The organism is Streptomyces sp. B3I8 (assembly GCF_030816915.1).
Classification (GTDB): domain Bacteria; phylum Actinomycetota; class Actinomycetes; order Streptomycetales; family Streptomycetaceae; genus Streptomyces.
In genome coordinates this window covers 6091271-6109027 of the sequence record NZ_JAUSYN010000002.1, presented here as the reverse complement: position 1 = coordinate 6109027, position 17757 = coordinate 6091271, and the positions used below count along the sequence as shown (strand labels likewise).

Annotated in this window: 23 protein-coding genes; 6 read left to right on the top strand and 17 right to left on the bottom strand. The window is 73.4% G+C overall.

The features are described 5' to 3' along the window. Positions 1–44: 44 nt before the first annotated feature. From QFZ64_RS29280 to QFZ64_RS29260, 5 genes are all read right to left on the bottom strand, one after another. Positions 45–1148: an MBL fold metallo-hydrolase gene (locus tag QFZ64_RS29280; RefSeq protein WP_373430679.1), complete on the bottom strand. Its 1104-nt coding sequence runs from the start codon at positions 1146–1148 to the stop codon at positions 45–47. Between the two features lie 48 nt (positions 1149–1196). Continuing rightward, positions 1197–2462, bottom strand: coding sequence for an aminotransferase class I/II-fold pyridoxal phosphate-dependent enzyme (locus QFZ64_RS29275; RefSeq protein WP_307070481.1), 1266 nt, complete (start codon positions 2460–2462; stop codon positions 1197–1199). Positions 2463–2675: 213 nt separating this feature from the next. Then, a complete protein-coding gene (locus tag QFZ64_RS29270) occupies positions 2676–3512 on the bottom strand; it encodes a hypothetical protein (protein WP_307070480.1) in 837 nt (278 codons plus the stop codon). A gap of 147 nt (positions 3513–3659) precedes the next feature. Continuing rightward, positions 3660–4451, bottom strand: coding sequence for an RNA polymerase sigma factor SigF (locus QFZ64_RS29265; RefSeq protein ID WP_307070479.1), 792 nt, complete (start codon positions 4449–4451; stop codon positions 3660–3662). A 310-nt stretch (positions 4452–4761) separates the two neighbouring features. After that, the gene (locus QFZ64_RS29260) at positions 4762–4983 is read right to left on the bottom strand and encodes a hypothetical protein (protein ID WP_307070478.1); all 222 of its coding nucleotides are present in this window, start codon (positions 4981–4983) and stop codon (positions 4762–4764) included. A gap of 217 nt (positions 4984–5200) precedes the next feature. Here QFZ64_RS29260 and QFZ64_RS29255 point away from each other — a divergent pair, with 217 nt between their 5' ends. Both QFZ64_RS29255 and QFZ64_RS29250 read left to right on the top strand, forming a co-directional pair. Further along, complete coding sequence (locus tag QFZ64_RS29255; protein ID WP_307070477.1) at positions 5201–5593, top strand: DUF2795 domain-containing protein; 393 nt, start codon at positions 5201–5203, stop codon at positions 5591–5593. A gap of 92 nt (positions 5594–5685) precedes the next feature. Then, on the top strand, positions 5686–6231 hold the full coding sequence (locus QFZ64_RS29250) for a type 1 glutamine amidotransferase domain-containing protein (protein WP_307070476.1): 546 nt from the start codon (positions 5686–5688) through the stop codon (positions 6229–6231). A 187-nt stretch (positions 6232–6418) separates the two neighbouring features. Here QFZ64_RS29250 and QFZ64_RS29245 read toward each other — a convergent pair whose 3' ends face one another. Continuing rightward, a complete protein-coding gene (locus QFZ64_RS29245; protein ID WP_307070475.1) occupies positions 6419–6694 on the bottom strand; it encodes a DUF6158 family protein in 276 nt (91 codons plus the stop codon). A 55-nt stretch (positions 6695–6749) separates the two neighbouring features. On the opposite strand from QFZ64_RS29245, the gene QFZ64_RS29240 reads away from it, so the two are divergent. The 4 genes from QFZ64_RS29240 (at position 6750) to QFZ64_RS29225 (ending at position 10875) form a co-directional block, all read left to right on the top strand. Beyond that, positions 6750–7868, top strand: a complete 1119-nt coding sequence (locus tag QFZ64_RS29240) for a Vms1/Ankzf1 family peptidyl-tRNA hydrolase (RefSeq protein WP_307070474.1) — start codon at positions 6750–6752, stop codon at positions 7866–7868. A gap of 217 nt (positions 7869–8085) precedes the next feature. Then, positions 8086–9573, top strand: coding sequence for a bifunctional phosphatase PAP2/diacylglycerol kinase family protein (locus QFZ64_RS29235; RefSeq protein ID WP_307070473.1), 1488 nt, complete (start codon positions 8086–8088; stop codon positions 9571–9573). A 267-nt stretch (positions 9574–9840) separates the two neighbouring features. After that, the gene (locus QFZ64_RS29230; protein ID WP_307070472.1) at positions 9841–10662 is read left to right on the top strand and encodes a class I SAM-dependent methyltransferase; all 822 of its coding nucleotides are present in this window, start codon (positions 9841–9843) and stop codon (positions 10660–10662) included. 42 nt (positions 10663–10704) lie between these two features. Beyond that, a complete protein-coding gene (locus QFZ64_RS29225) occupies positions 10705–10875 on the top strand; it encodes a hypothetical protein (protein ID WP_006142940.1) in 171 nt (56 codons plus the stop codon). A gap of 114 nt (positions 10876–10989) precedes the next feature. Here the strand turns inward: QFZ64_RS29225 and QFZ64_RS29220 are convergent, their stop codons facing one another. The 11 genes from QFZ64_RS29220 to ligD form a co-directional block, all read right to left on the bottom strand. Continuing rightward, the gene (locus tag QFZ64_RS29220) at positions 10990–11349 is read right to left on the bottom strand and encodes a gas vesicle protein K (protein WP_373430678.1); all 360 of its coding nucleotides are present in this window, start codon (positions 11347–11349) and stop codon (positions 10990–10992) included. Then, the gene (locus QFZ64_RS29215) at positions 11346–11540 is read right to left on the bottom strand and encodes a gas vesicle protein (protein WP_307070471.1); all 195 of its coding nucleotides are present in this window, start codon (positions 11538–11540) and stop codon (positions 11346–11348) included. Before QFZ64_RS29215 ends, QFZ64_RS29220 begins: the two co-directional genes overlap by 4 nt. Further along, complete coding sequence (locus QFZ64_RS29210; protein WP_307070470.1) at positions 11537–12337, bottom strand: GvpL/GvpF family gas vesicle protein; 801 nt, start codon at positions 12335–12337, stop codon at positions 11537–11539. Before QFZ64_RS29210 ends, QFZ64_RS29215 begins: the two co-directional genes overlap by 4 nt. Next, on the bottom strand, positions 12334–12711 hold the full coding sequence (locus QFZ64_RS29205; RefSeq protein ID WP_307070469.1) for a gas vesicle protein: 378 nt from the start codon (positions 12709–12711) through the stop codon (positions 12334–12336). The genes QFZ64_RS29210 and QFZ64_RS29205 overlap by 4 nt, the downstream gene beginning before the upstream one ends. Further along, positions 12708–13910 (bottom strand): SRPBCC family protein, encoded by a 1203-nt coding sequence (locus QFZ64_RS29200; protein ID WP_307070468.1) that lies wholly within the window; start codon positions 13908–13910, stop codon positions 12708–12710. The genes QFZ64_RS29205 and QFZ64_RS29200 overlap by 4 nt, the downstream gene beginning before the upstream one ends. 2 nt (positions 13911–13912) lie before the next feature. Next, positions 13913–14626 carry a DNA primase gene (locus QFZ64_RS29195; protein WP_307070467.1) on the bottom strand — a complete coding sequence of 238 codons (714 nt, stop codon included), beginning with the start codon at positions 14624–14626 and terminating at the stop codon, positions 13913–13915. Then, positions 14626–14886, bottom strand: coding sequence for a gas vesicle protein GvpG (locus tag QFZ64_RS29190; RefSeq protein ID WP_307070466.1), 261 nt, complete (start codon positions 14884–14886; stop codon positions 14626–14628). Before QFZ64_RS29190 ends, QFZ64_RS29195 begins: the two co-directional genes overlap by 1 nt. Positions 14887–14889: 3 nt before the next feature. Further along, the gene (locus tag QFZ64_RS29185) at positions 14890–15660 is read right to left on the bottom strand and encodes a GvpL/GvpF family gas vesicle protein (protein WP_307070465.1); all 771 of its coding nucleotides are present in this window, start codon (positions 15658–15660) and stop codon (positions 14890–14892) included. Then, positions 15657–16097, bottom strand: coding sequence for a gas vesicle structural protein GvpA (locus QFZ64_RS29180; protein WP_307070464.1), 441 nt, complete (start codon positions 16095–16097; stop codon positions 15657–15659). The genes QFZ64_RS29185 and QFZ64_RS29180 overlap by 4 nt, the downstream gene beginning before the upstream one ends. A 96-nt stretch (positions 16098–16193) precedes the next feature. After that, complete coding sequence (gene gvpO, locus QFZ64_RS29175; protein ID WP_307070463.1) at positions 16194–16631, bottom strand: gas vesicle protein GvpO; 438 nt, start codon at positions 16629–16631, stop codon at positions 16194–16196. Between the two features lie 163 nt (positions 16632–16794). Further along, positions 16795–17757, bottom strand: a complete 963-nt coding sequence (gene ligD / locus QFZ64_RS29170; RefSeq protein WP_307070462.1) for a non-homologous end-joining DNA ligase — start codon at positions 17755–17757, stop codon at positions 16795–16797.

Genomic DNA, 17757 nt, shown 5'->3' with positions numbered 1-17757 from the left:
CCGGCGGAACCGGCGAGGTTCTCGGTCCGGCCCGGCGCCCGCCCTCAGTCCAGCACCGCCGAGCCGCCGATCGGGAGGTCCCACAGGTCCTCGCGCGGGCGGCCGGTGCGGGCCCAGGCCTCCCGGACCCGGGTCAGCGGTTCGAGCACCGGCTCCGTGGACAGCACGAACGTGCCCCAGTGCATCGGTGCCATCCGCGACGCCCCCAGGTCCACCGCCGCCTGCACCGCCTCCTCCGGGTCGCAGTGGACGTCCCGCAGCCACCACCGGGGGTCGTACGCCCCGATGGGGAGCAGCGCGAGGTCGATGCCGGGATACCGGCGGCCTATCGCGCGGAACCAGTGGCCGTAGCCCGTGTCGCCCGCGAAGTGGACCCGGCGGCCGTCGGGCGCGGTGAGCACCCAGCCGCCCCACAGCGTGCGACAGGTGTCGAGGAGGCCGCGCTTGGACCAGTGGTGGGCGGGGACGAAGTCGAAGCGCACTCCCCCGAGTTCGCCCGCCTCCCACCAGTCCAGCTCGGTGACGCGGGTGAACCGGCGGCGCCGGAACCAGCGGCCGAGCCCGGCCGGCACGAACACCGGGGTGTCGCGCGGGAGTCGGCGCAGCGTGGGCGCGTCGAGGTGGTCGTAGTGGTTGTGGCTGATGACGACGGCGTCCACGCGCGGCAGACTGCTCCAGGGCACGCCGGCGGGGGTGATCCTGGCGGGGGTGCCCAGGATGCGGCGCGACCAGACGGGGTCGGTGAGCACGGTGAGGCCGCCGATCCGGACCACCCAGCTGGCGTGCCCGGCCCAGGTGACGGCGACGGTGCCGGCGTCCGCCGGGGGCAGCGGCCCGGGCCGGTACGGCAGCAGCGGGACGTCCTTCAGCGCCTCGGGGCGCGGGCGTATCGCGCCCTCGCGCAGCAGCCGGGCGTAGGGGCCGGGACCGGTGACGAGGGGCACGGTCAGCCGGTCGGCGAAGGAGCGCGGCCAGCGGCGCGGCTCGCCGAGGGGGCGCGGGCCGGCGGGGGGCGCGAGCGGGGGCACGAAGGGGGCGCGGGCGGCGGCGGACGCGGGCATCGTCGCCGCCGGGTCGGGGGTGGTGGTGTCGTCGTCCGGCGGGGTGAGGGATCTGGTGGTCGGCTCGGTCTGCTGCTGCTGCGTCATCGAGGAGGCTCCCATCGCCGGGCTTCGTCGCGTGGTGCGTCGTGGTGGTCAGTCGTCGCCGTCGCGGGGAGGGGGGCGGCCGGAGGGGCCGGTCGGACGCAGGTCGTCGAGGACCGCGCCCAGGCGGATCAACGCGCCGCGCACATGCGGCATTTCCGTGGGATCCGGGGCGTCGAGGCAGCGCAGCCGTTCCTCGGGGTCGGTACCGAGCAGGGGGCCGGTGGACAGGCGTACGCGCAGGGCGTCCAGGTCGTCGCCGAACCGGTGGCCGCCCGGCACCGGCCGGCCGAGCCGGGCGCCGAGGAACTCCTCCAGCTCCTGGGCGTCGCCGACGCCGTGCGCGGCCAGCGCGGGGCGCAGCGGATCGAGGTCGGCGTACAGGTGACGCCCGGCGGCCGGGGGACGGGCCAGGGCGCCGGCGCGGACCACGACGGCGTGCGCGGCGGCGGCCACGCGTGCGTGCAGGCGGACGGAGGCGGTGAGGCGTGCGGTGACGTCGGCGGGCTCGTCGAGGGCGTGGGCGGCCGCGGCGGCGACCGGGTCGGCGACGCGGGCGCCGAGCGCGGTGAGGACGTCCAGGACGCGGGCGCGCAGCCCGGCGCCGTCGGCGGTGCCGGGGAAGTGGGCGACGGCGGCGGGCCAGCCGGGCGGCAGGAAGGGACCGGCCAGGTCGGTGAGGACGGTGACCCGGTCGGGGAACATCTCGGCGGGGCTGAACTGGACGGTCTCGTCCGGCCGGTGCAGGGTGTCGCGCCAGGTCTCGTCGCTGATCAGGTGCAGCCCCTCGGCTGCGGCCGCCTCGACGGTCCCGTGCACGAGATCGGGCGGGGCGACGGTGCCGGTGGGGTCGTCGGCGGCCGACAGTACGAGGATGCGGGGGTCGCCGCCCTCGGCGCGGACCCGGCGGACCGTCTCCAGGAGCGCGTACGGGTCGGGCGCGCCGCCGCCCTCGGCGGGGATCGGGACGTGGAAGACGGATCTGCCGAGCGCCCGGGCCAGCGGTGTCCACCAGGCGGCGCACGGCCGGGGCACCAGCACGTCGCCGCCGAGCGCGGCGGTGAGGGCGACGAGCAGGGCGGGGGCGCCGGGGGCGGCGACCGGCCGGACGGGGCCCGCGGGCAGCCGGCGGCGGGCGAAGTAGCCCGCGGCGGCGTCCAGGAGGGCGGGGGTGCCGCCCGTCGGGGCCTCGTCGTCGGCGCGTTCGGCGGTCGCGCAGAGCGCGGCGGCCAGGCTCGGCAGGACGGGCAGTCCCTGACCGGGCAGGGGCGGCCCGTACCGGACGGGCCCGTGGCCTTCGGGATCCGTCCGCCCCATGGGTTCCTCCGCGCGGTGCTGCCGGGCCCGGGGTCCCGGGCGTGCCCTGCCGTCCTCCTGGGTTGCCGTGCGGTGCCTTGGGTGCCGACGGTGCCCACGGGCTCTGAGTACCCCGGGTCACGCCGTGTCATGGGTGTGGTGTCGTCCCCGGTTTCAGCGGGCGCACCCGGCTCGGCGGTTTCGGCGGACTCAGCGGTACCGGCCGTCACACGGTCATCGGCGCGGACGGGCGAGGCGGCGGCGCAGGCGGTGGACGGCGGCGCCGAACGCGCCGGCCATGAGCAGGGCACCGGCAGCCATCGCCGGCGGGGAGTCGGTGAACGCGCCCCCGCGCCCGGCCTCCACGCCGTGCTGCGCTCCGGCGGAGGGCGGTTCGGTGGCCGGGGCGGCCGGGGAGTGGCTCGGGGCCGTGGCGGAGGGACGCGGCCGGGCCGACGCGTCGCCGCTGCCGGTGCCGGGGTTGGGATCGGGGTTGGGTACGGCGGCGGGCGGGTCCTGGGTGAGGCCGGCGTCCGCGTCCGGGGCGCCCTCGCCCCCGGGCGCCCCGAAGGAAGTGCTCCACCGCTCCCCCGCCCCGCCGGGAGCGGCGGGACAGGCACCGTCGACGGACCACTCGCCGGGGGAAGCGGTCGCATCGCCGGTATCGGCCGGAGCGGCGGGGGCGGCGGGGAACGCGGCCTGATCGTCCGGGAGGCCGCCCGGATCACCCGGATCACCCGGATCACCCGGATCGGGTACGACGTCGGGGGCGTCGTCGGCCGGGACCCGGGCCGTGCCCGTGTAGGTCAGCGCGGTGCCGGTGGCGTCGACGCGCCGCAGCATCACCCTGCCGTCCTCGAAGCCGCGTGAGGTGGCCTCGATCGAGGCGGGCGGGGTGTCGCCGACGGCGTCGCAGGACACGGTGACCGTCACGCTGCCGCCGGGCTCGGCTTCGCGGGGCTCGACCCGCGCGGAAGGATCGGCCGCCGCGGACGCGCCCGGCGCGGCGAGTCCCAGGGCGGCTCCGGTCAGGGCGACGGCGGTGAGAACACGGTGGGCACGGCGGCGCATGGGCGGACTCCTCGGACGGAACGTCGAAGGACACGGCACTCGACTCCGTGCCCCACGCCCATCACAGCCCCGCCCCGCCGCCCTCGCCCGGGACCGTCACCCATTGGCGCGACGGGCACCGCCACCGGAGTGAACCGGGCACGGCCGTCAGGCCTCGCGGAGTATCTGCTCCCTCAACCGCGCACAGCACCGGCTGATCAGCCGGGAGACGTGCATCTGGGAGATGCCGAGCTGCTCCGCTATCCGGCTCTGCGTCATGTCACCGAAGAACCGCATGTAGAGAATGGTCCGCTCTCTCTCCGGGAGGGCGGCCAGCCGCGGCTTCACCGACTCGCGGTCCACCACCGTGTCGAGCGCGGGATCGGCCGAGCCGAGCGCGTCGCTCAGCGAGTACCCGTCGGTGCTGCCGGGCAGCTCCGCGTCCAGGGACAGCGCGGTGAAGCTTTCCAGCGCCTCCAGCCCCGCCTTCACGTCCTCCTCGCTCATGTGGGCGTGCTCGGCGATCTCCGCGACGGTGGGCCGTCGGCCGGAAATCGTCTGGGAGAGGTCCTGGCTGGCGAACCGCACCCGGTTGCGCAGGTCCTGCACGCGCCGCGGCACGTGCAGCGTCCACATGTGGTCCCGGAAGTGCCGCTTGATCTCTCCGGTGACGGTGGGCACCGCGTAGCTCTCGAAGGCGTTGCCGAGTGCGGGTTCGTACCGGTCGACTGCCTTGACCAGGCCCAGTGCGGCGACCTGGCGCAGGTCCTCGAAGCTCTCGCCCCGGTTGCGGAAGCGACCCGCGAGTCGTTCGGCCATGGGCAGCCAGGCCTCGACGATGCGGGAGCGCAGCGCGTCGCGTTCGGGGCCGTCGGGAAGTGCGGCGAGACGGCGGAAGTCGGCGGCGGTGTCGGGGGCGTCGTCGTGCGGATGGTGTTTCGCGCTTGTCTGCGTACGCATGGTGCTCGCGGCTCCCTGGGGGTGCTGTGCGATGGGCGCTCCGCCGGGGAGCGGACCTGGCACACCCGTGCCGACGGCCGCCGCTCCCACGGACGTGCCTCCTGTCCGAAGCACTGCAACCGCGCCTGCCCGAGCGCCCCGGGGACAAACGCCCCGCGGAACACAACCGGCACCGTTCGTTCCGCGCGCTTTACCCCGTTTCGAGGGCGGGATGCCTGGTGGCCCGGCCGATGCGGGCGGCGGATCCCTTTCCTGGGTCCGTGCAGACTTTCCGCCCCCGTTGCCGCCGCTTTGCCGGGACGGCGCCCGGTCAGAGCACCCGGGTACCGGTGCCGAGGGGACCTCCGGTGCCCGTGGTACCCACGACGGCGCCGGGTGCACCGGAGGCACCGGAGGCACCGGACGGGACGATCGCGTCGGCGCCGTCCGCCGGGTCGGCGGCGGGTGCCGGGAACACGAGGTCCTCGTAGCGGTCCAGGGCCATCAGCATGCCCAGCATCACGAGCGGGATGATCACAGCGAGCACCACCATGGTTCGTCCTCCTCGAAGGACCCCAGGGGACTGTCGCGCGGGGAGTGCCGTACCGGGTCACCACAACGCCGGCCGCCAAACGCGTCGGGCCAGGCCGACGGCGCACGACGGGCCGGCGACGGACCCGTCGGGAACGCTCCCGGTACGACTGTGTCGGCTCCGCCTCACCGGGTACGCGGGCACAACCCCCGAGAGCCCCGAGAGTGGGAGTGCAGACATGCAGCGAGGCAGCGACAGGCTGAGCGTCCACCGGGACGACGAGATGAAGCACGAACTGCAGGGCATGCTGCGGTCCGGCCACCCGACGCGGAGCGAGGAATGGCACGACCCGGAGCCCACCGCCGATGACGACCCCGAGGTCGCCGGCGGCCCGGTGACTCCCGGCACGACCGGTTCGCTGGAGAGCGTGCGCTACGAACTGGCCCGCCGGCTGGGCCGTACGGCCTTCCCTGCGGGCCCCGCCGAGCTGATCCGGGCGCTGCGCCACGACAACGCGCCGGACACGTTGATCGCGCCCCTGGAGCGGTTGCCGCACAAGACCCGGTACGCCAACGCGCAGGCGCTCGCGGAAGCGGTCGTCGAGGTGGCCGGGGGCGGCGGGCAGCCCTGACGCCGGTGGCCCCCGAGAGGGGCGTGAACACCCGCGGGAACCCGCGAGGACACACACCGGACAGGCAGAGAAAAAGAGGAGGAGTCAACACGATGCGCATCGCATTCCTGACCGCCCCCGAGGGCGTCGAGCAGGTCGAGCTGACCGAGCCCTGGCAGGCGGTGACGGACGCCGGGCACGAGCCGGTCCTGGTGTCGACGGCGTCCGGGGAGGTCCAGGCGTTCAACCACCTCGACAAGGCGGACACCTTCCCCGTCGGGGAGGTCGTCGGTGAGGCGTCCGCCGGGTCCTTCGACGCGCTGGTGCTGCCCGGCGGCGTCGCCAACCCGGACGCGCTGCGGATGGACGAGAAGGCGGTGGCGTTCGTCCGCGCCTTCTTCGACCGGGGCCGGCCGGTCGCGGCGATCTGCCACGCCCCCTGGACGCTGATCGAGGCCGATGTCGTCTCCGGCCGCACGCTGACCTCGTGGCCGAGCCTGCGGACCGATCTGGCCAATGCGGGTGCCACCTGGGTCGACGAGCAGGTGAAGGTCTGCGACGGAGGCGCGAACGTGCTGATCACCAGCCGCAAGCCGGACGACCTGAAGGCGTTCTGCGAGACGTTCCTCGGGGAATTCGAGAAGGCCCGGGCGTCGTAGGACCGTAAGGGCCGCAGGAACGTAAGGGCCGAAGGAACGTAAGGGCCGAAGGAACGTAAGGGCCGAAGGAACGTAACGACAGCAGGACCGTAACGACAGCAGGACCGTAACGACCGCGGGACCTGCCCGACGACGGTGGCCGGCACCGGAGTCCCGGTGCCGGCCACCGTTTCGTCCACTGCTTCGTTCACTGCGGTGTCGCACCGCCCGCGTGGCCGCGTTCCCGGGCGCCCTCCCGGGTACGGCCCGCCGACACCAGTCGGCGCGGATGACGGCGCAGGTACTCGCCCTCCAGTTGCGCCATGCGCTCGTTGTGTGCGCGCAGCGCGTCGTCCGAGCCGTGGAGCAGGGTGTCGTGGCGTGTGCGGTGGATGGTCTCCAGCTCCTGCATGAGCTGGTCCTCACTGAATCGGTCCGGGTCGATCCCGGTCGTCGCGGTGGCCCGCTCGTCGTGTTCGCTCATGCCGTGCGGGTACCCGCTCCGGGCGCGATACCTCCGAGCGGCACCGGGAGAGACCATGGATCTCGCCTTTCTGCAGCCTCTGTACGAGCAGCCCGGACCCTGGGCGTCCGTCTACGTCGACACCTCGCGCCACACGGAGTCGACGGCGCACGAGCGCCATCTGACCGCCCGGGCCCTGTCGCGGGAGCTGGCCGGCCAGGGTGCGGACGAAGCGACCTGCCTGGCGGTGCGGTCGCCCCTCGAAGAGCTGCGGCACTCCTCCGAACCCCACGGCAGGGCGCTGTTCGCCCGCGCCGGCGAGGTGGTGCTCGATCCCCCGCCGGCCGAACGCCCGGCCGGTGGTTCCCGCGCCCGCTGGGCGCCGCTGCCGCGGACGACCCCGCTGCTGGAGACGGCCGGGGAGGACCCGGTGTGCGTGGTGGCGTACATCGACCGCAAGGGCGCCGACTTCGAGCTGCGCCGGGCGCTGGGCCGCGAGGACGCCGGGTCGGTCGCCGGACGGCAGTGGCCGCTGCACCGGACGGCTTCGGCTGACTGGTCGGAGCGGCACTTCCAGCTCGCGGTCGAGAACACCTGGGAGCACAACGCGGCGCAGGTCGCCGAGGCGCTGGCGGCCTGTCGGGAGGAGGCCGGGGCCGATCTGGTGATCCTCGTCAATGACGACCGGGAGCGGCGCAGCGTGCACGAGCGGCTGCCGCAGGGGGTGCGGGAGCGGACTGTGGAGGCCCCGTACGGAGCGGGCAGCCGGCTGCTGGACGGGGACGTCGAGCGCATCCGCGCCGAGCATGTGCGGCACCGGGTGGAGGAGGACCTGGAACGGTTCCTGGCGGCGCGGTCGCCGGACGCGGAGGGGCGGGCACCGGCCGTCGAGGGCGTGCCGGCGGTGGTCGAGGCGGCACGGGAGCACCGGATCGACGAGCTGCTGGTCCGGCCGGACGGACCGGACGCGCACCGGGAGGTATGGGTCGGCGAGGAAGCGGACCAGGTGGCGGTGCGGCGGACGGAGCTGAAGACGCTGGGTGAGCAGCGTTCCTGGGCCGCCCGGGCGGACGACGCGTTGGTGCGGGCGGCCGTCGCGACGGGCGCGCCGGCGATCTCGGTCACGCCGGCCCGGCCGCCGGCCGGAGCGGACGCACCGGTGGGCGGCCTCGGCGCGCTCCTCCGCTGGACGTAGACGCGGTTCTCCGCGCTCCTGCGCAGGGGGGCGGGGAACCGCGCGACCGGCCGCGACGCACTCGCATCCGCACCCTTGGAAGAACCCACCGGCGAACCACCGGTGAACCCACCGGCGAACCACCGGTGAACCCACCGGTGTCCGAGCCCTCCCGCGTCCTCGCCCCCGACGCCCCGGGCGGATACACACAAGCGGTCCCGCAGGGTAGACGCTCCGCATGACCCCAGATGTCGACCTGACCGTCCGGCCGCCGGGCCGTCACCTCCTCCGGGACCGTCTGCTCGCCGCCGACCGCCGCCTGTTCGAGGCCGTCGCCGCGCGCCACTGGCCGGGGGCCGATGCCGTCCTGCCCCCGCTGAGCCGCGCGGCGAACCACGGTGTGCTGTGGTTCGCCGGCGCCGCCGTGCTCACCGCCGCCCGCACCCCCCGCGGCCGTCGCGCGGCCGCCCGCGGCCTCGCCTCCCTCGCCCTCGCCTCCGCCACCATCAACACCCTCGGCAAGCGGTCGGTCCGCCGCACCCGGCCGGTACTGGACCCGGTGCCGCTCTCGCGGCGGCTCAAGCGGCAGCCGTTCACGACCTCCTTCCCCTCGGGGCACGCCGCCTCGGCCGCGGCCTTCGCCGCCGGGGTGGCGCTGGAGTCGCGCGGGCTGGGCGCGGCCGTCGCGCCGCTGGCGACCGCGGTCGCGGTCTCCCGCGTGTACACCGGGGTGCACTTCCCCAGCGACGTCCTGGCGGGCGTGGCCCTCGGGGCCGGCGCCGCTCTGGCCGTACGCGGCCTGGTGCCCACCCGCGACCAGCTCCCCGCCCCCGGCAGGCCGCACGCGGACGCGCCCACGCTCCCCGCCGGCGAGGGCCTGGTCGTCGTCGCCAACCGGGCCTCCGGCAGCTCGGACCGCGTACGGGACCTGCACGAGCTGCTGCCGCGCGCCGAGATCGTGGAGTGCGAGCCGGAGGACGTGCGGGACGAGCTGGAGAAGGCGGCGGCCCGCGCCCAGGTGCTCGGCGTGTGCGGCGGCGACGGGACGGTCAACGCCGCCGCGCAGACCGCCGTGCGCCACGCGCTGCCGCTGGCGGTCGTACCCGGCGGCACCCTCAACCACTTCGCCCAGGACCTGTGCATCGAGGACGTCCGCGATCTGGCCCGTGCCCTGGAGCGCGGCGACGCCGTCCGGGTGGACGTGGGCCGCTGGTCGACCCCCGAGCGGGACGGCGTCTTCGTCAACACCTTCAGTCTGGGCGTCTACCCGGAGCTGGTGCGCGAGCGGGAGCGCTGGTCGCACCGGATCGGCGCGTGGCCGGCCGGGCTGCTGGCCGCCTGCAAGGTGCTGCGCGCCGACCGGCACCCCCTGGAGGCCGAGATCCGGGGCCGGGCGCACCCGCTGTGGCTGCTGTTCGCGGGCAACGGCACGTACCACCGGATGGGCCTCGCGCCCGGCCGACGCTACGACCTTGCGGACGGGAAGCTCGACGTGCGGGTCGTGCACGGCGGGCGGCGCCCCGCGCTGCGGCTGCTGTCCGCGGCCGTCGCCGGTCCGCTCACCCGCTCGCCCGCGCACGCCGCGGTGCGGGTGCGCCGGCTGCGGCTCGACGGGGTCGCGCCGTGCACGCTGCTGGCGTACGACGGCGAGGTCACCGAGGTGGAGGGCACGATCACCCTGTTCAAGCAGCCGGAGGCCCTGACGGTGTACCGACCCCTGGAGTGACGACCCGACGCCCCGACGCCCCGACGCCCCGACGCCCCGACGGTCCGACGGTCCGACGCCCGGACCTCCGGGCCTGTCCATTCAGCAAGACAACTCGTCTCACCATGCGGTGAACGGCATACGGTGTCAGGCACGGTCCCGCGGTCGCGTACCGCGGGGCCGTGCGCCGTCGTACCCGTACCCGTGCGCCCGTACGACCGTCCTGTCCGTACCTCGTGCACGCGTACGTCCGTACCTCGTGAACTCGCGAAGGGGAGAGAAGACGCCATGTCGAAACCACGGGAGACCGCCGTCTACACGCACGGCCACCACGAGTCCGTGCTGCGCTCGCACACCTGGCGGACCGCCGCCAACTCGGCCGGCTACCTCCTGGGCTCGCTGAAGCCCCACATGAGGATCCTGGACATCGGCTGCGGTCCCGGCACCATCACCGCCGATCTGGCGGAACTGGTCCCCGACGGCCATGTCACGGGCGTCGACAACGCCGCGGAGATCCTGGAGCAGGCCCGGACGACGGCGGCCGGACGCGGCCTGACCAACATCGACTTCGCGGTCGCCGACGTCCACGCCCTGGACTATCCGGACGACACCTTCTGCGTGGTGCACGCGCACCAGGTGCTCCAGCACGTCGGCGATCCGGTGCGGGCGCTGCGCGAGATGCTGCGGGTCACCAAGCCGGGCGGCTACATCGCCGTACGGGACTCCGACTACGCGGCGATGACCTGGTACCCCCTCGTGCCCGGTCTGGACGACTGGCTGGATCTGTACCACCGGGTGGCGCGCGCCAACGGGGGCGAGCCGGACGCCGGACGCCGGCTGTACTCCTGGGCGCTGTCGGCCGGGCTCACCGGCGTGACCGCCACGTCGAGCACCTGGACCTTCGCCACCGAGGAGGAGCGGGCCTGGTGGAGCGGGCTGTGGGCGGACCGCACCCTCGCCTCCGCGTATGCCGGCCGGGCCACGGCGGGCGGTCACGCCACGGAGGAACAGCTCCGGTCGGTGTCCGAGGCGTGGCGGGAGTGGGGACGCCGGCCCGACGGCTGGTTCGCCGTCCTGCACTCGGAAATTCTGGGCCGCAAGGAAGTCTGAACGCGGAGTTCCGGGCAATAAGAATCGCAGGAGGTCACAATCATGGTTCCCATTCTGCTGGTTCTACTGCTCGCTCTCATTCTCTTCGGCGCCGGCTTCGCGGTGAAAATCCTCTGGTGGATCGCACTGGTCGTCCTGGTGGTATGGCTGCTGGGATTCCTGGTGCGCGGTACGAGTTCCTCCGGTTCCCGAGGCCGATGGTATAGGTGGTAACCGGTAACCGGAAGGCGAAGTACGACCGAGCCCCCGCGGGCATTCCGCGGGGGCTCGGTCGTGTGCGCCGCGCGGCGCCGGGGTGGAGGGGGACGGAGGGGGCGGACCCATATCTCAGTCGCGCGGGAGGAGCGGGCCGAGCGGCCCGAGGTCCAGGTTGAGGTCCTCGGCCCGCAGGCCGTAACGCTCGCGCAACTCGGTCATCCGGTCCTCGAGCAGCATCAGGGTCAGCCCGATGCGTTCCTCCTGCTCCTCGGTGAGGTCCCCGGTGTCGAAGCGGCGCACCGCCTGGCGTTCCATGAGCTGGCGCAGCAGCTCGACGACGGTCAGCACCAGCTTGATGAGGTCACGCTCGACGGTGTCGGGCTCCAGCTCCATCCGCCGGCTCGGCCGCCCGTCACGCGCCGGAACAGGATCGGTGCCGCCGTCGGTCCCGCCGGTCCCACTGGTTCCACTGGTCCCACTCTCGTTCATGGTGATTCGGCCTCCGCCCAGGGCGAGGGGACGGTCTCGTTGACGGAGCTGATCAGGGCGTTGAGATCGATGCGTACGAGATCGACGTCGGCGATGCGCAGGGTGATGTCCCCGGTGATCACCACGCCGCCCGCGAGCAGCCGGTCGAGCAGGTCGACCAGCGCGATCTCCCGGCGTTCGACGACCGTCACGTCGGCTCCCCCGCGCTCTCGCCGGCGAGTCCGGTGAACGAGTACGCCGCCCACGGCCCGGTCAGCTCGACCCGGATGCCGGGGGTGTCGTCCTTCGTGCGGTCCACCAGGGTCACGAATTCCTCGGAGCGGGCCCGCGGCACCAGATAGGCGGCATTCAGCACATTACGGCCGGACGCCCCGGAAAGCTGCGGGTTCTGCGGGGCGTGCAGCCGGGAATCCTCGGCCTGCGCGGAAAGCGTTTCGTGCAGCCTGCGAGCGAATTCCTCGACCTTCTGCCACTGCTCCTCGCGGGCCGTGGTGCGCGTACGGCGCTGCCGGAGGTAATCGCGCCCGGACATGGTCTTCGGGGAAGCGGTTTCCGTAGGCACTCCGGTGTCCCCGCCGCTGTCGGCTTCGGGGTTCTCCATGAAGATCTTGACTCCCCATTCGACGCGCCCCTCCAGCCGGTCCAGCGCGTGCCGGAACGCGTCCTCGCGCTTCTCCATCATCACGCGGACAGCGCTGTCGTCACGGAACACGGTGGCCATGCGCAGCGGCAGCGGGGTGGTGACCCCGGTGAGCGCGTCGATGACGTTCTGGTGTGCGCGGGCCGTGGCGGTGAGCCAGTCCAGGTCCTCCAGACAGGCCCGGAGCGGCTCCTCGGCGAACTCCGACTCCGGGACCTGGCTGACGACGGCGATCAGACCGTGGTGCTCCAGCTGGCGGGCCGGAGCACCCGCCACCCCCCTCAGTTCGGCCTGGAGGGGGGCGGTGAGGGGGCGGCAGACGGCGTAGACGTACCGCAGCGCTGTCATGGGGACTCCTCCCTGCGGGGGGTGCGGGGGGCGGCACCCTCGACGAGCTCCTGCTCCTCGCCGTGAGTACCACCCTCCAGCCGCTCCAGTCGGGCGCGCAGTTCGGCGTTCTCACGCCGCAGTTCCTCGCGCCTGGCGCGGGAGGACAGTGCCGGGTCGTCCTCCCACCAGTCGATGCCCATCTCCTTGGCCTTGTCGACGGAGGCGACGACGAGGCGCAGCTTGATGGTGAGCAGTTCGATGTCGAGCAGGTTGATCTTGATGTCACCGGCGATCACGATGCCCTTGTCGAGCACCCGTTCGAGGATGTCTGCCAGGTTGGCGCCGCCGGCGGGTGAGCCGTACGGGTCGGGGAGTCTGGCGGCCGTCGTCATCGCCGGCCCCCGGACGCGAGGCGCTCGTCCTCGGGTTCCGGCTCGGACTCGTCCTCCGGCTCGACCTCGTCGGTCTCGTCCGCCGCTTCCGGCTCGTCGGTCTCATCCGCCTCGTCCTCGTAGCCCTCCTCGGGCTCCCGGTCCTCAGCGGGCTCGGCCCCGTCCTCCTCGTAGGCGCCGTCGTCCTCGTACTCGGCCTCGGGCTCCTCCTCGTAGGCGCCCTCCTCCTCGTCCTCGTCCTCGTAACCCTCCTCGGGCTCCTCGCCCTCAGCGGTGTCCTCGGCGTCCTCGGCGTCGTCCGGCCGCTGGTCGGCCTCCGCCGCCTCTTCCTCCTCGGCGACCGCGTCCTCGTGGCTGCGGACGACCTCGCCGTCACGGATCTCGCCGCGCCAGCCGTCCGACGCCTCCCCCTTGAGGGTGAGGAAGCGGACGTAGTTCTTCAGGTCCAGCCGGGCCCGGCGGCCCTGGGCGCGCCAGATGTTGCCGGTCTTCTCGAACAGCCCCGAGGGGTAGTACTCGATGACCAGCAGCACCCGGGTGAGGTTCTCCCCGAGCTCGTGGAAGGAGACGACGCCCTTGGTGGTGCCCTTGGCGCCCTCCGAGGACCAGGAGATCCGGTCGTCGGGGATCTGCTCGGTGGTCTTCGCCTTCCAGCTCCGGTTGGACCAGAACACCTTGAGCTGCCAGTCGGAGCTGGTGTCGTCGGCGCGGTTCGCGCTCTTGACGCCCTTGGCGAAGGTGCTGAAGTCCTGGTACTGCGTCCACTGGTCGTAGGCGGTGCGCACCGGCACGCCCACGTCGACGGACTCCAGGATGACGGTGGGCTTCTGGCCCGATCCGCCGCCCTTGCGCTTGCCCTTGCCGCCGCCGGTGAGGTTCTTGACGGCCCCGGTGACGCTGTCCTTGGCCCGGCCGGCGCCCAGCTCCAGGGCGGAGCGCAGCGGTCCCTTGCCCTCGGCGAGCTTGCGGCCGCCGTCCAGGGCGAGCTTGGCGAAGCCGGGGCTGTTGCCCTCGGCGATGTCGTTGAGCTTGCCGGTCGTCTCACCGAGCTTGCGGCCGAGACCGGCCAGCGCGCGTTCGGCCTGGGCGCCCAGGTAGCCCTGCAGTTCGCCCTTGAGGCGGTCGACCGCCTCGCTGCGGGCGACGCCGGAGAGGCCTCCCGTCGCCTTCCCGGCCGCGGATCCCACGGTGTCGGCCATGGTCACCGCCTCCCTTCACCGGACTGGCCGCCGCCTGCGCGGCGGGCGGTGCCCTTGGCCGCCGCGGCGGTCTTCCTGGCCGGTGCCTTCTTCGCGGTCCGGGCCGTCTTCTTGGCAGCGCCACCGGCGCCACCGGCGCTCCCGCCGTCGCCGGAGCCCTCGTCCGTCCGCCTGGCGGGCGCCTTCTTCGCCGCCTTGCGGACGGGTGCCTTCTTCACGGGACGGCGGCGCGGAGTCTCGTCCCGGTCGTCGGCGGGCCTGTCGTCCGCGAAGTCGTCGTCCCGGTCGGCGCGCTCGTCGCCGTCCTCGGCGGACGCGCTCTCCTCCCGGTCCCGCTCCTCCTCGTCGTCCTCCTGCTCCCCGCCGCCCTCGCCGGGCAGGTCGCCGGTTCCGGGGACGGCACCGGAGACCTGGTCACGGAGCTGGCCGGTGCGGTTGTGCAGCCGGTCGGCGAGAGCGGATATCTGCCGTTCGACGAGTGCGCCGGAGGCGGCCTTGCCGACCCCGCGCAGATCGGTCCGCAACTGGTCGCCGATCTCCTTGAACTGCGGGTTGTCCTTGAGCTGCTGGTTCACCAGGTCGGCCACCGCGCGCGGGCTGAGCTGCATCTTCTTGCCCGCGACCAGGGTGCCGACGGCGAACGCCAGCTTCATCTTCTTGGTACGTCCGAGGACGTACCCGGCCCCTACGGCGAGGCCCAGTCCCATTCGGTTCATCATGCCGTCCCGTTGTCTGTCGACCGTGTACGGCCCATGCCGATCTCCATGCGGTCCAAGAGCGCGTCCTCCTGCGTGTCGAACTCGTCCTCGGTGATCTCACCCGCCTCCAACCGACGCTCCAGCTGGGCCAGTTCGGCCCGGATGTTCGCGGGGTCGTAGTACTGGCGCTCCGCCTCGGCGACCACTTGTCTGATCGCCCAGAGGCTGCCGCGCGCGGGCGCGAACGGCAGCAGCAGGACTTCGCTGAGCAGTCCCATGGCTCACTCCTCGGCGGCCGCCGAGCCGCTCGGTGCCCTGGCGGGCTCGGCGGGACCGGGCTCGACGAAGCTGTAGGGCGGCAGCGGCCCGTTGACCCGCAGTTCGAGATGCGGGTTGTTCTCGCGGACCTCGTCGACGGCCTCCACGAAGCGCGCGGAGCCGTCGCGGGGCACCAGGAACGAGACGTTGGCGAGCCAGCCGGTGGAATCGGGGCCGGGGCTGACCGCCTCGGCGGCCGGCTCCAGCTGCCGCCGCACCTCACCGGCGTCCGTCGCCTCCAGGCGCTGCACGGCCTGCGCGACCATCTCGCCGAGCCGCAGCTTGTCCTCGTGGCTCCCGCCACCGGAGCGCCGGTTGGACTCCGCGAGGGCGCGCAGGTCCGGGTTCTCGGACATGACCCGGTACAGCACGGCCTCCTCGTTGTGGGTGGCCTTGACGTTGTACTCCACGCGGCCGTCCAGGGCGGCGAGCCGCTCCCGGTAGTGGTCGGCGCGCTCGTCGAGCACCTGGGCGACGGCTGCGTCGTCCGGGGCGAGGCTGCCGAAGCGCATCGGCAGCACCGAGCCGCTCGCGCCCGCCTCGCTCAGCACGGTCTGGTGGGCGAGCAGGTCCCTGCGCTTGGGGCGCAGCCCCTCGGGGGCGTCGCTGACGATGGCCGTCAGACCACCTCCCTGGACGGTCCTCAGCGGGCGCGGCGGATCGCCGACGCCGGCCAGTTCCTCCGGGAGCGAGGAGTGCGAGCCCGCGGTGATGCCGTAGACGTAGGTGCTCACTCCGACTCCTCCTTCTTGCGGGCGGGGGCGGACCGGCGGGTCCGCGGCCGCGACTCACTCCGGCCCTCGTCGCCCCGGCTCTCGTCGCGGGCCTGGCTGAAGGCGTCGGATATGGTCTGCGCGGCGCCGGAGAGGGCGCCCTTGGACTTGCCGCGCGCGCCGGACTCGGTCATGTCGCCGACCAGTTCGGGCAGGCCCGTGCTCTTGTTGGGGCCCGACTCCAGGTCGAGCCGGTTGCAGGCCTCGGCGAAGCGCAGATAGGTGTCGACGCTGGCCACGACGACCCGGACGTCGATCTTCAGGATTTCGATACCGACGAGGGACACACGGACGAACGCGTCGATCACCAATCCCCGGTCGAGGACGAGTTCGAGGACGTCGTAGAGGCCGCTGGAGCCGCCTCCACCTCCGGACTGCTGTGCCGGGACTACGGACATACCGGTGATGCCTCCTTCTGTGACGTGTGTGCTGCCTGCCGCCTGACGTGTGTGCGGTGTCTGCCTCCGGAAAGCGCGCGCCCTGTCGGCCGCTCCTCAGCCGCCCGACCGCCGGTCGGACCGGCCGCGCTCGTAGCGGCGGACCCGTCGGTATCCGGCCAGGTCGCCCTCGTCGGTGAGCTCCACCTCGTAGGAGGCGAGCAGGCTCATCGTGTCGGGGACCCGGGACAGCTCCAGGACTTCGATCTCCAGGCTCCAGCCGTCGTCCGTGCGCGCGAAGGACGACACGGATTCGGCTTCCAGGCCGGTGAGTTCGACGAACTGTGCGCTTCCCTTGCGCACGACTTCCATGGGCGTCATGGCTTTTCTTCTCTTGTGCTTCTCGGGTTTCTCGTGTTCCTCGGCCTCGTCGGCCTCGTGAGACTCTTCGGTCTCTTCGGTCTCCTCAGCCGTTTCGGCCTCTTCGGCCTCCGCCGACCTGTTGGTCCGTTCGGATGAATCTCGTGAATTTGACGCATGGGATGTGTTCGACATGGCCACCTCGTAAAGCGGGTGCCCCGCGTCTCTCTCGCAAACCTGTGGGGGCGGGTTCGAGACAGCCGGTCCCCGCCTCGGGCGCCGATGATCACTCGGGGCGAGCCGGTGGCTCCGCGCTGTTGTCGTACGTGGGGGGTCCGCGGAGTCCTGCGGGGTGTGGTCAGCGAAGGGCGTCGAGCCGGCGGCGGGCCGGGCCGAGGGCGCGCCCGGTGCGCAGCAGATCGCCCCAGGGGTCGGTACGGGCCTGGTCGGCGGCGTCGGCCAGGGTCCAGCGGCGGGCGTGCAGGCCGGGGTCGTCGAGCTGGTCCCAGGCCAGGGGCGCGGCGACGGGGGCGCCGGGCCGGGCGCGGACGCTCCACGGGGCGACGGCGGTCTGCGCGTAGGCGTTGCGCTGCACGTCGAGGTAGAGCCGGTCACCGCGGTCCTTCTTGCGGGCGGCCGTGGTGAGCCGGTCGGGGTGGGCGGCGGCCAGTGTGTCGGCGACGTCGCGGGCGAACGCGCGTACCTCGTCGTAGCCGTGCCGTCCGTTGAGCGGGACGACGACGTGCAGGCCCCTGGAGCCGGTGGTCATCAGCACGGAGGGCAGCCCGAGGGCGTCGAGCAGCTCCCCGAGGTGGTGGGCCGCCTTCCGGCACAGGGGGAAATCGTCCTCCCCCGACGGGTCCAGGTCGAAGACCAGCCGGTCGGGGCGGTCGAGGTGCCCGGTCCGGGAGAGCCAGCGGTGCAGGGTGAGGCTCGCCTGGTCGGCGAGGTAGACCAGGGTGGCGGTGTCCTGGCAGACCGGGTGGCGGACCGTGCCGCCCTCCTTGGCCACCTCGACCCGCGCGATCCAGTCGGGGTAGTGCGCGGAGACGTTCTTCTGCATGAAGCGCGGCCCGCCGACACCGTCCGGGTACCGCTCCAGCATCAGTGGCCGGTCGCGCAGTTGCGGCAGGAGGTACGGGGCGACGGACCGGTAGTACTCCACCAGATCGGCCTTGGTGTACTCCGGGCCGTCCCCTTCCCCGCCCCCTTCTCCGTCCCCGTTCCCGTCCCCGCCGTCCCGCGGCGCGAAGAGCACCTTGTCCGGCCGGTGGATCTCCAGGGTGCGCCGACCCGCCCGTACGCTCCTCCCGGCGCTCAT

Coding starts and splice junctions, on each gene's coding strand:
- QFZ64_RS29280 (WP_373430679.1), bottom strand. CDS start 1,148: ATGACGCAGCAGCAGCAGACCGAGCCGACCACCAGATCCCTCACCCCG.
- ligD (WP_307070462.1), bottom strand. CDS start 17,757: ATGAGCGCCGGGAGGAGCGTACGGGCGGGTCGGCGCACCCTGGAGATC.
- QFZ64_RS29200 (WP_307070468.1), bottom strand. CDS start 13,910: ATGGCCGACACCGTGGGATCCGCGGCCGGGAAGGCGACGGGAGGCCTC.
- QFZ64_RS29235 (WP_307070473.1), top strand. CDS start 8,086: ATGACCCCAGATGTCGACCTGACCGTCCGGCCGCCGGGCCGTCACCTC.
- QFZ64_RS29240 (WP_307070474.1), top strand. CDS start 6,750: ATGGATCTCGCCTTTCTGCAGCCTCTGTACGAGCAGCCCGGACCCTGG.
- QFZ64_RS29195 (WP_307070467.1), bottom strand. CDS start 14,626: ATGAACCGAATGGGACTGGGCCTCGCCGTAGGGGCCGGGTACGTCCTC.
- gvpO (WP_307070463.1), bottom strand. CDS start 16,631: ATGTCGAACACATCCCATGCGTCAAATTCACGAGATTCATCCGAACGG.
- QFZ64_RS29275 (WP_307070481.1), bottom strand. CDS start 2,462: ATGGGGCGGACGGATCCCGAAGGCCACGGGCCCGTCCGGTACGGGCCG.
- QFZ64_RS29190 (WP_307070466.1), bottom strand. CDS start 14,886: ATGGGACTGCTCAGCGAAGTCCTGCTGCTGCCGTTCGCGCCCGCGCGC.
- QFZ64_RS29230 (WP_307070472.1), top strand. CDS start 9,841: ATGTCGAAACCACGGGAGACCGCCGTCTACACGCACGGCCACCACGAG.
- QFZ64_RS29245 (WP_307070475.1), bottom strand. CDS start 6,694: ATGAGCGAACACGACGAGCGGGCCACCGCGACGACCGGGATCGACCCG.
- QFZ64_RS29220 (WP_373430678.1), bottom strand. CDS start 11,349: ATGAACGAGAGTGGGACCAGTGGAACCAGTGGGACCGGCGGGACCGAC.
- QFZ64_RS29205 (WP_307070469.1), bottom strand. CDS start 12,711: ATGACGACGGCCGCCAGACTCCCCGACCCGTACGGCTCACCCGCCGGC.
- QFZ64_RS29270 (WP_307070480.1), bottom strand. CDS start 3,512: ATGCGCCGCCGTGCCCACCGTGTTCTCACCGCCGTCGCCCTGACCGGA.
- QFZ64_RS29260 (WP_307070478.1), bottom strand. CDS start 4,983: ATGGTGGTGCTCGCTGTGATCATCCCGCTCGTGATGCTGGGCATGCTG.
- QFZ64_RS29225 (WP_006142940.1), top strand. CDS start 10,705: ATGGTTCCCATTCTGCTGGTTCTACTGCTCGCTCTCATTCTCTTCGGC.
- QFZ64_RS29255 (WP_307070477.1), top strand. CDS start 5,201: ATGCAGCGAGGCAGCGACAGGCTGAGCGTCCACCGGGACGACGAGATG.
- QFZ64_RS29250 (WP_307070476.1), top strand. CDS start 5,686: ATGCGCATCGCATTCCTGACCGCCCCCGAGGGCGTCGAGCAGGTCGAG.
- QFZ64_RS29210 (WP_307070470.1), bottom strand. CDS start 12,337: ATGACAGCGCTGCGGTACGTCTACGCCGTCTGCCGCCCCCTCACCGCC.
- QFZ64_RS29180 (WP_307070464.1), bottom strand. CDS start 16,097: ATGTCCGTAGTCCCGGCACAGCAGTCCGGAGGTGGAGGCGGCTCCAGC.
- QFZ64_RS29265 (WP_307070479.1), bottom strand. CDS start 4,451: ATGCGTACGCAGACAAGCGCGAAACACCATCCGCACGACGACGCCCCC.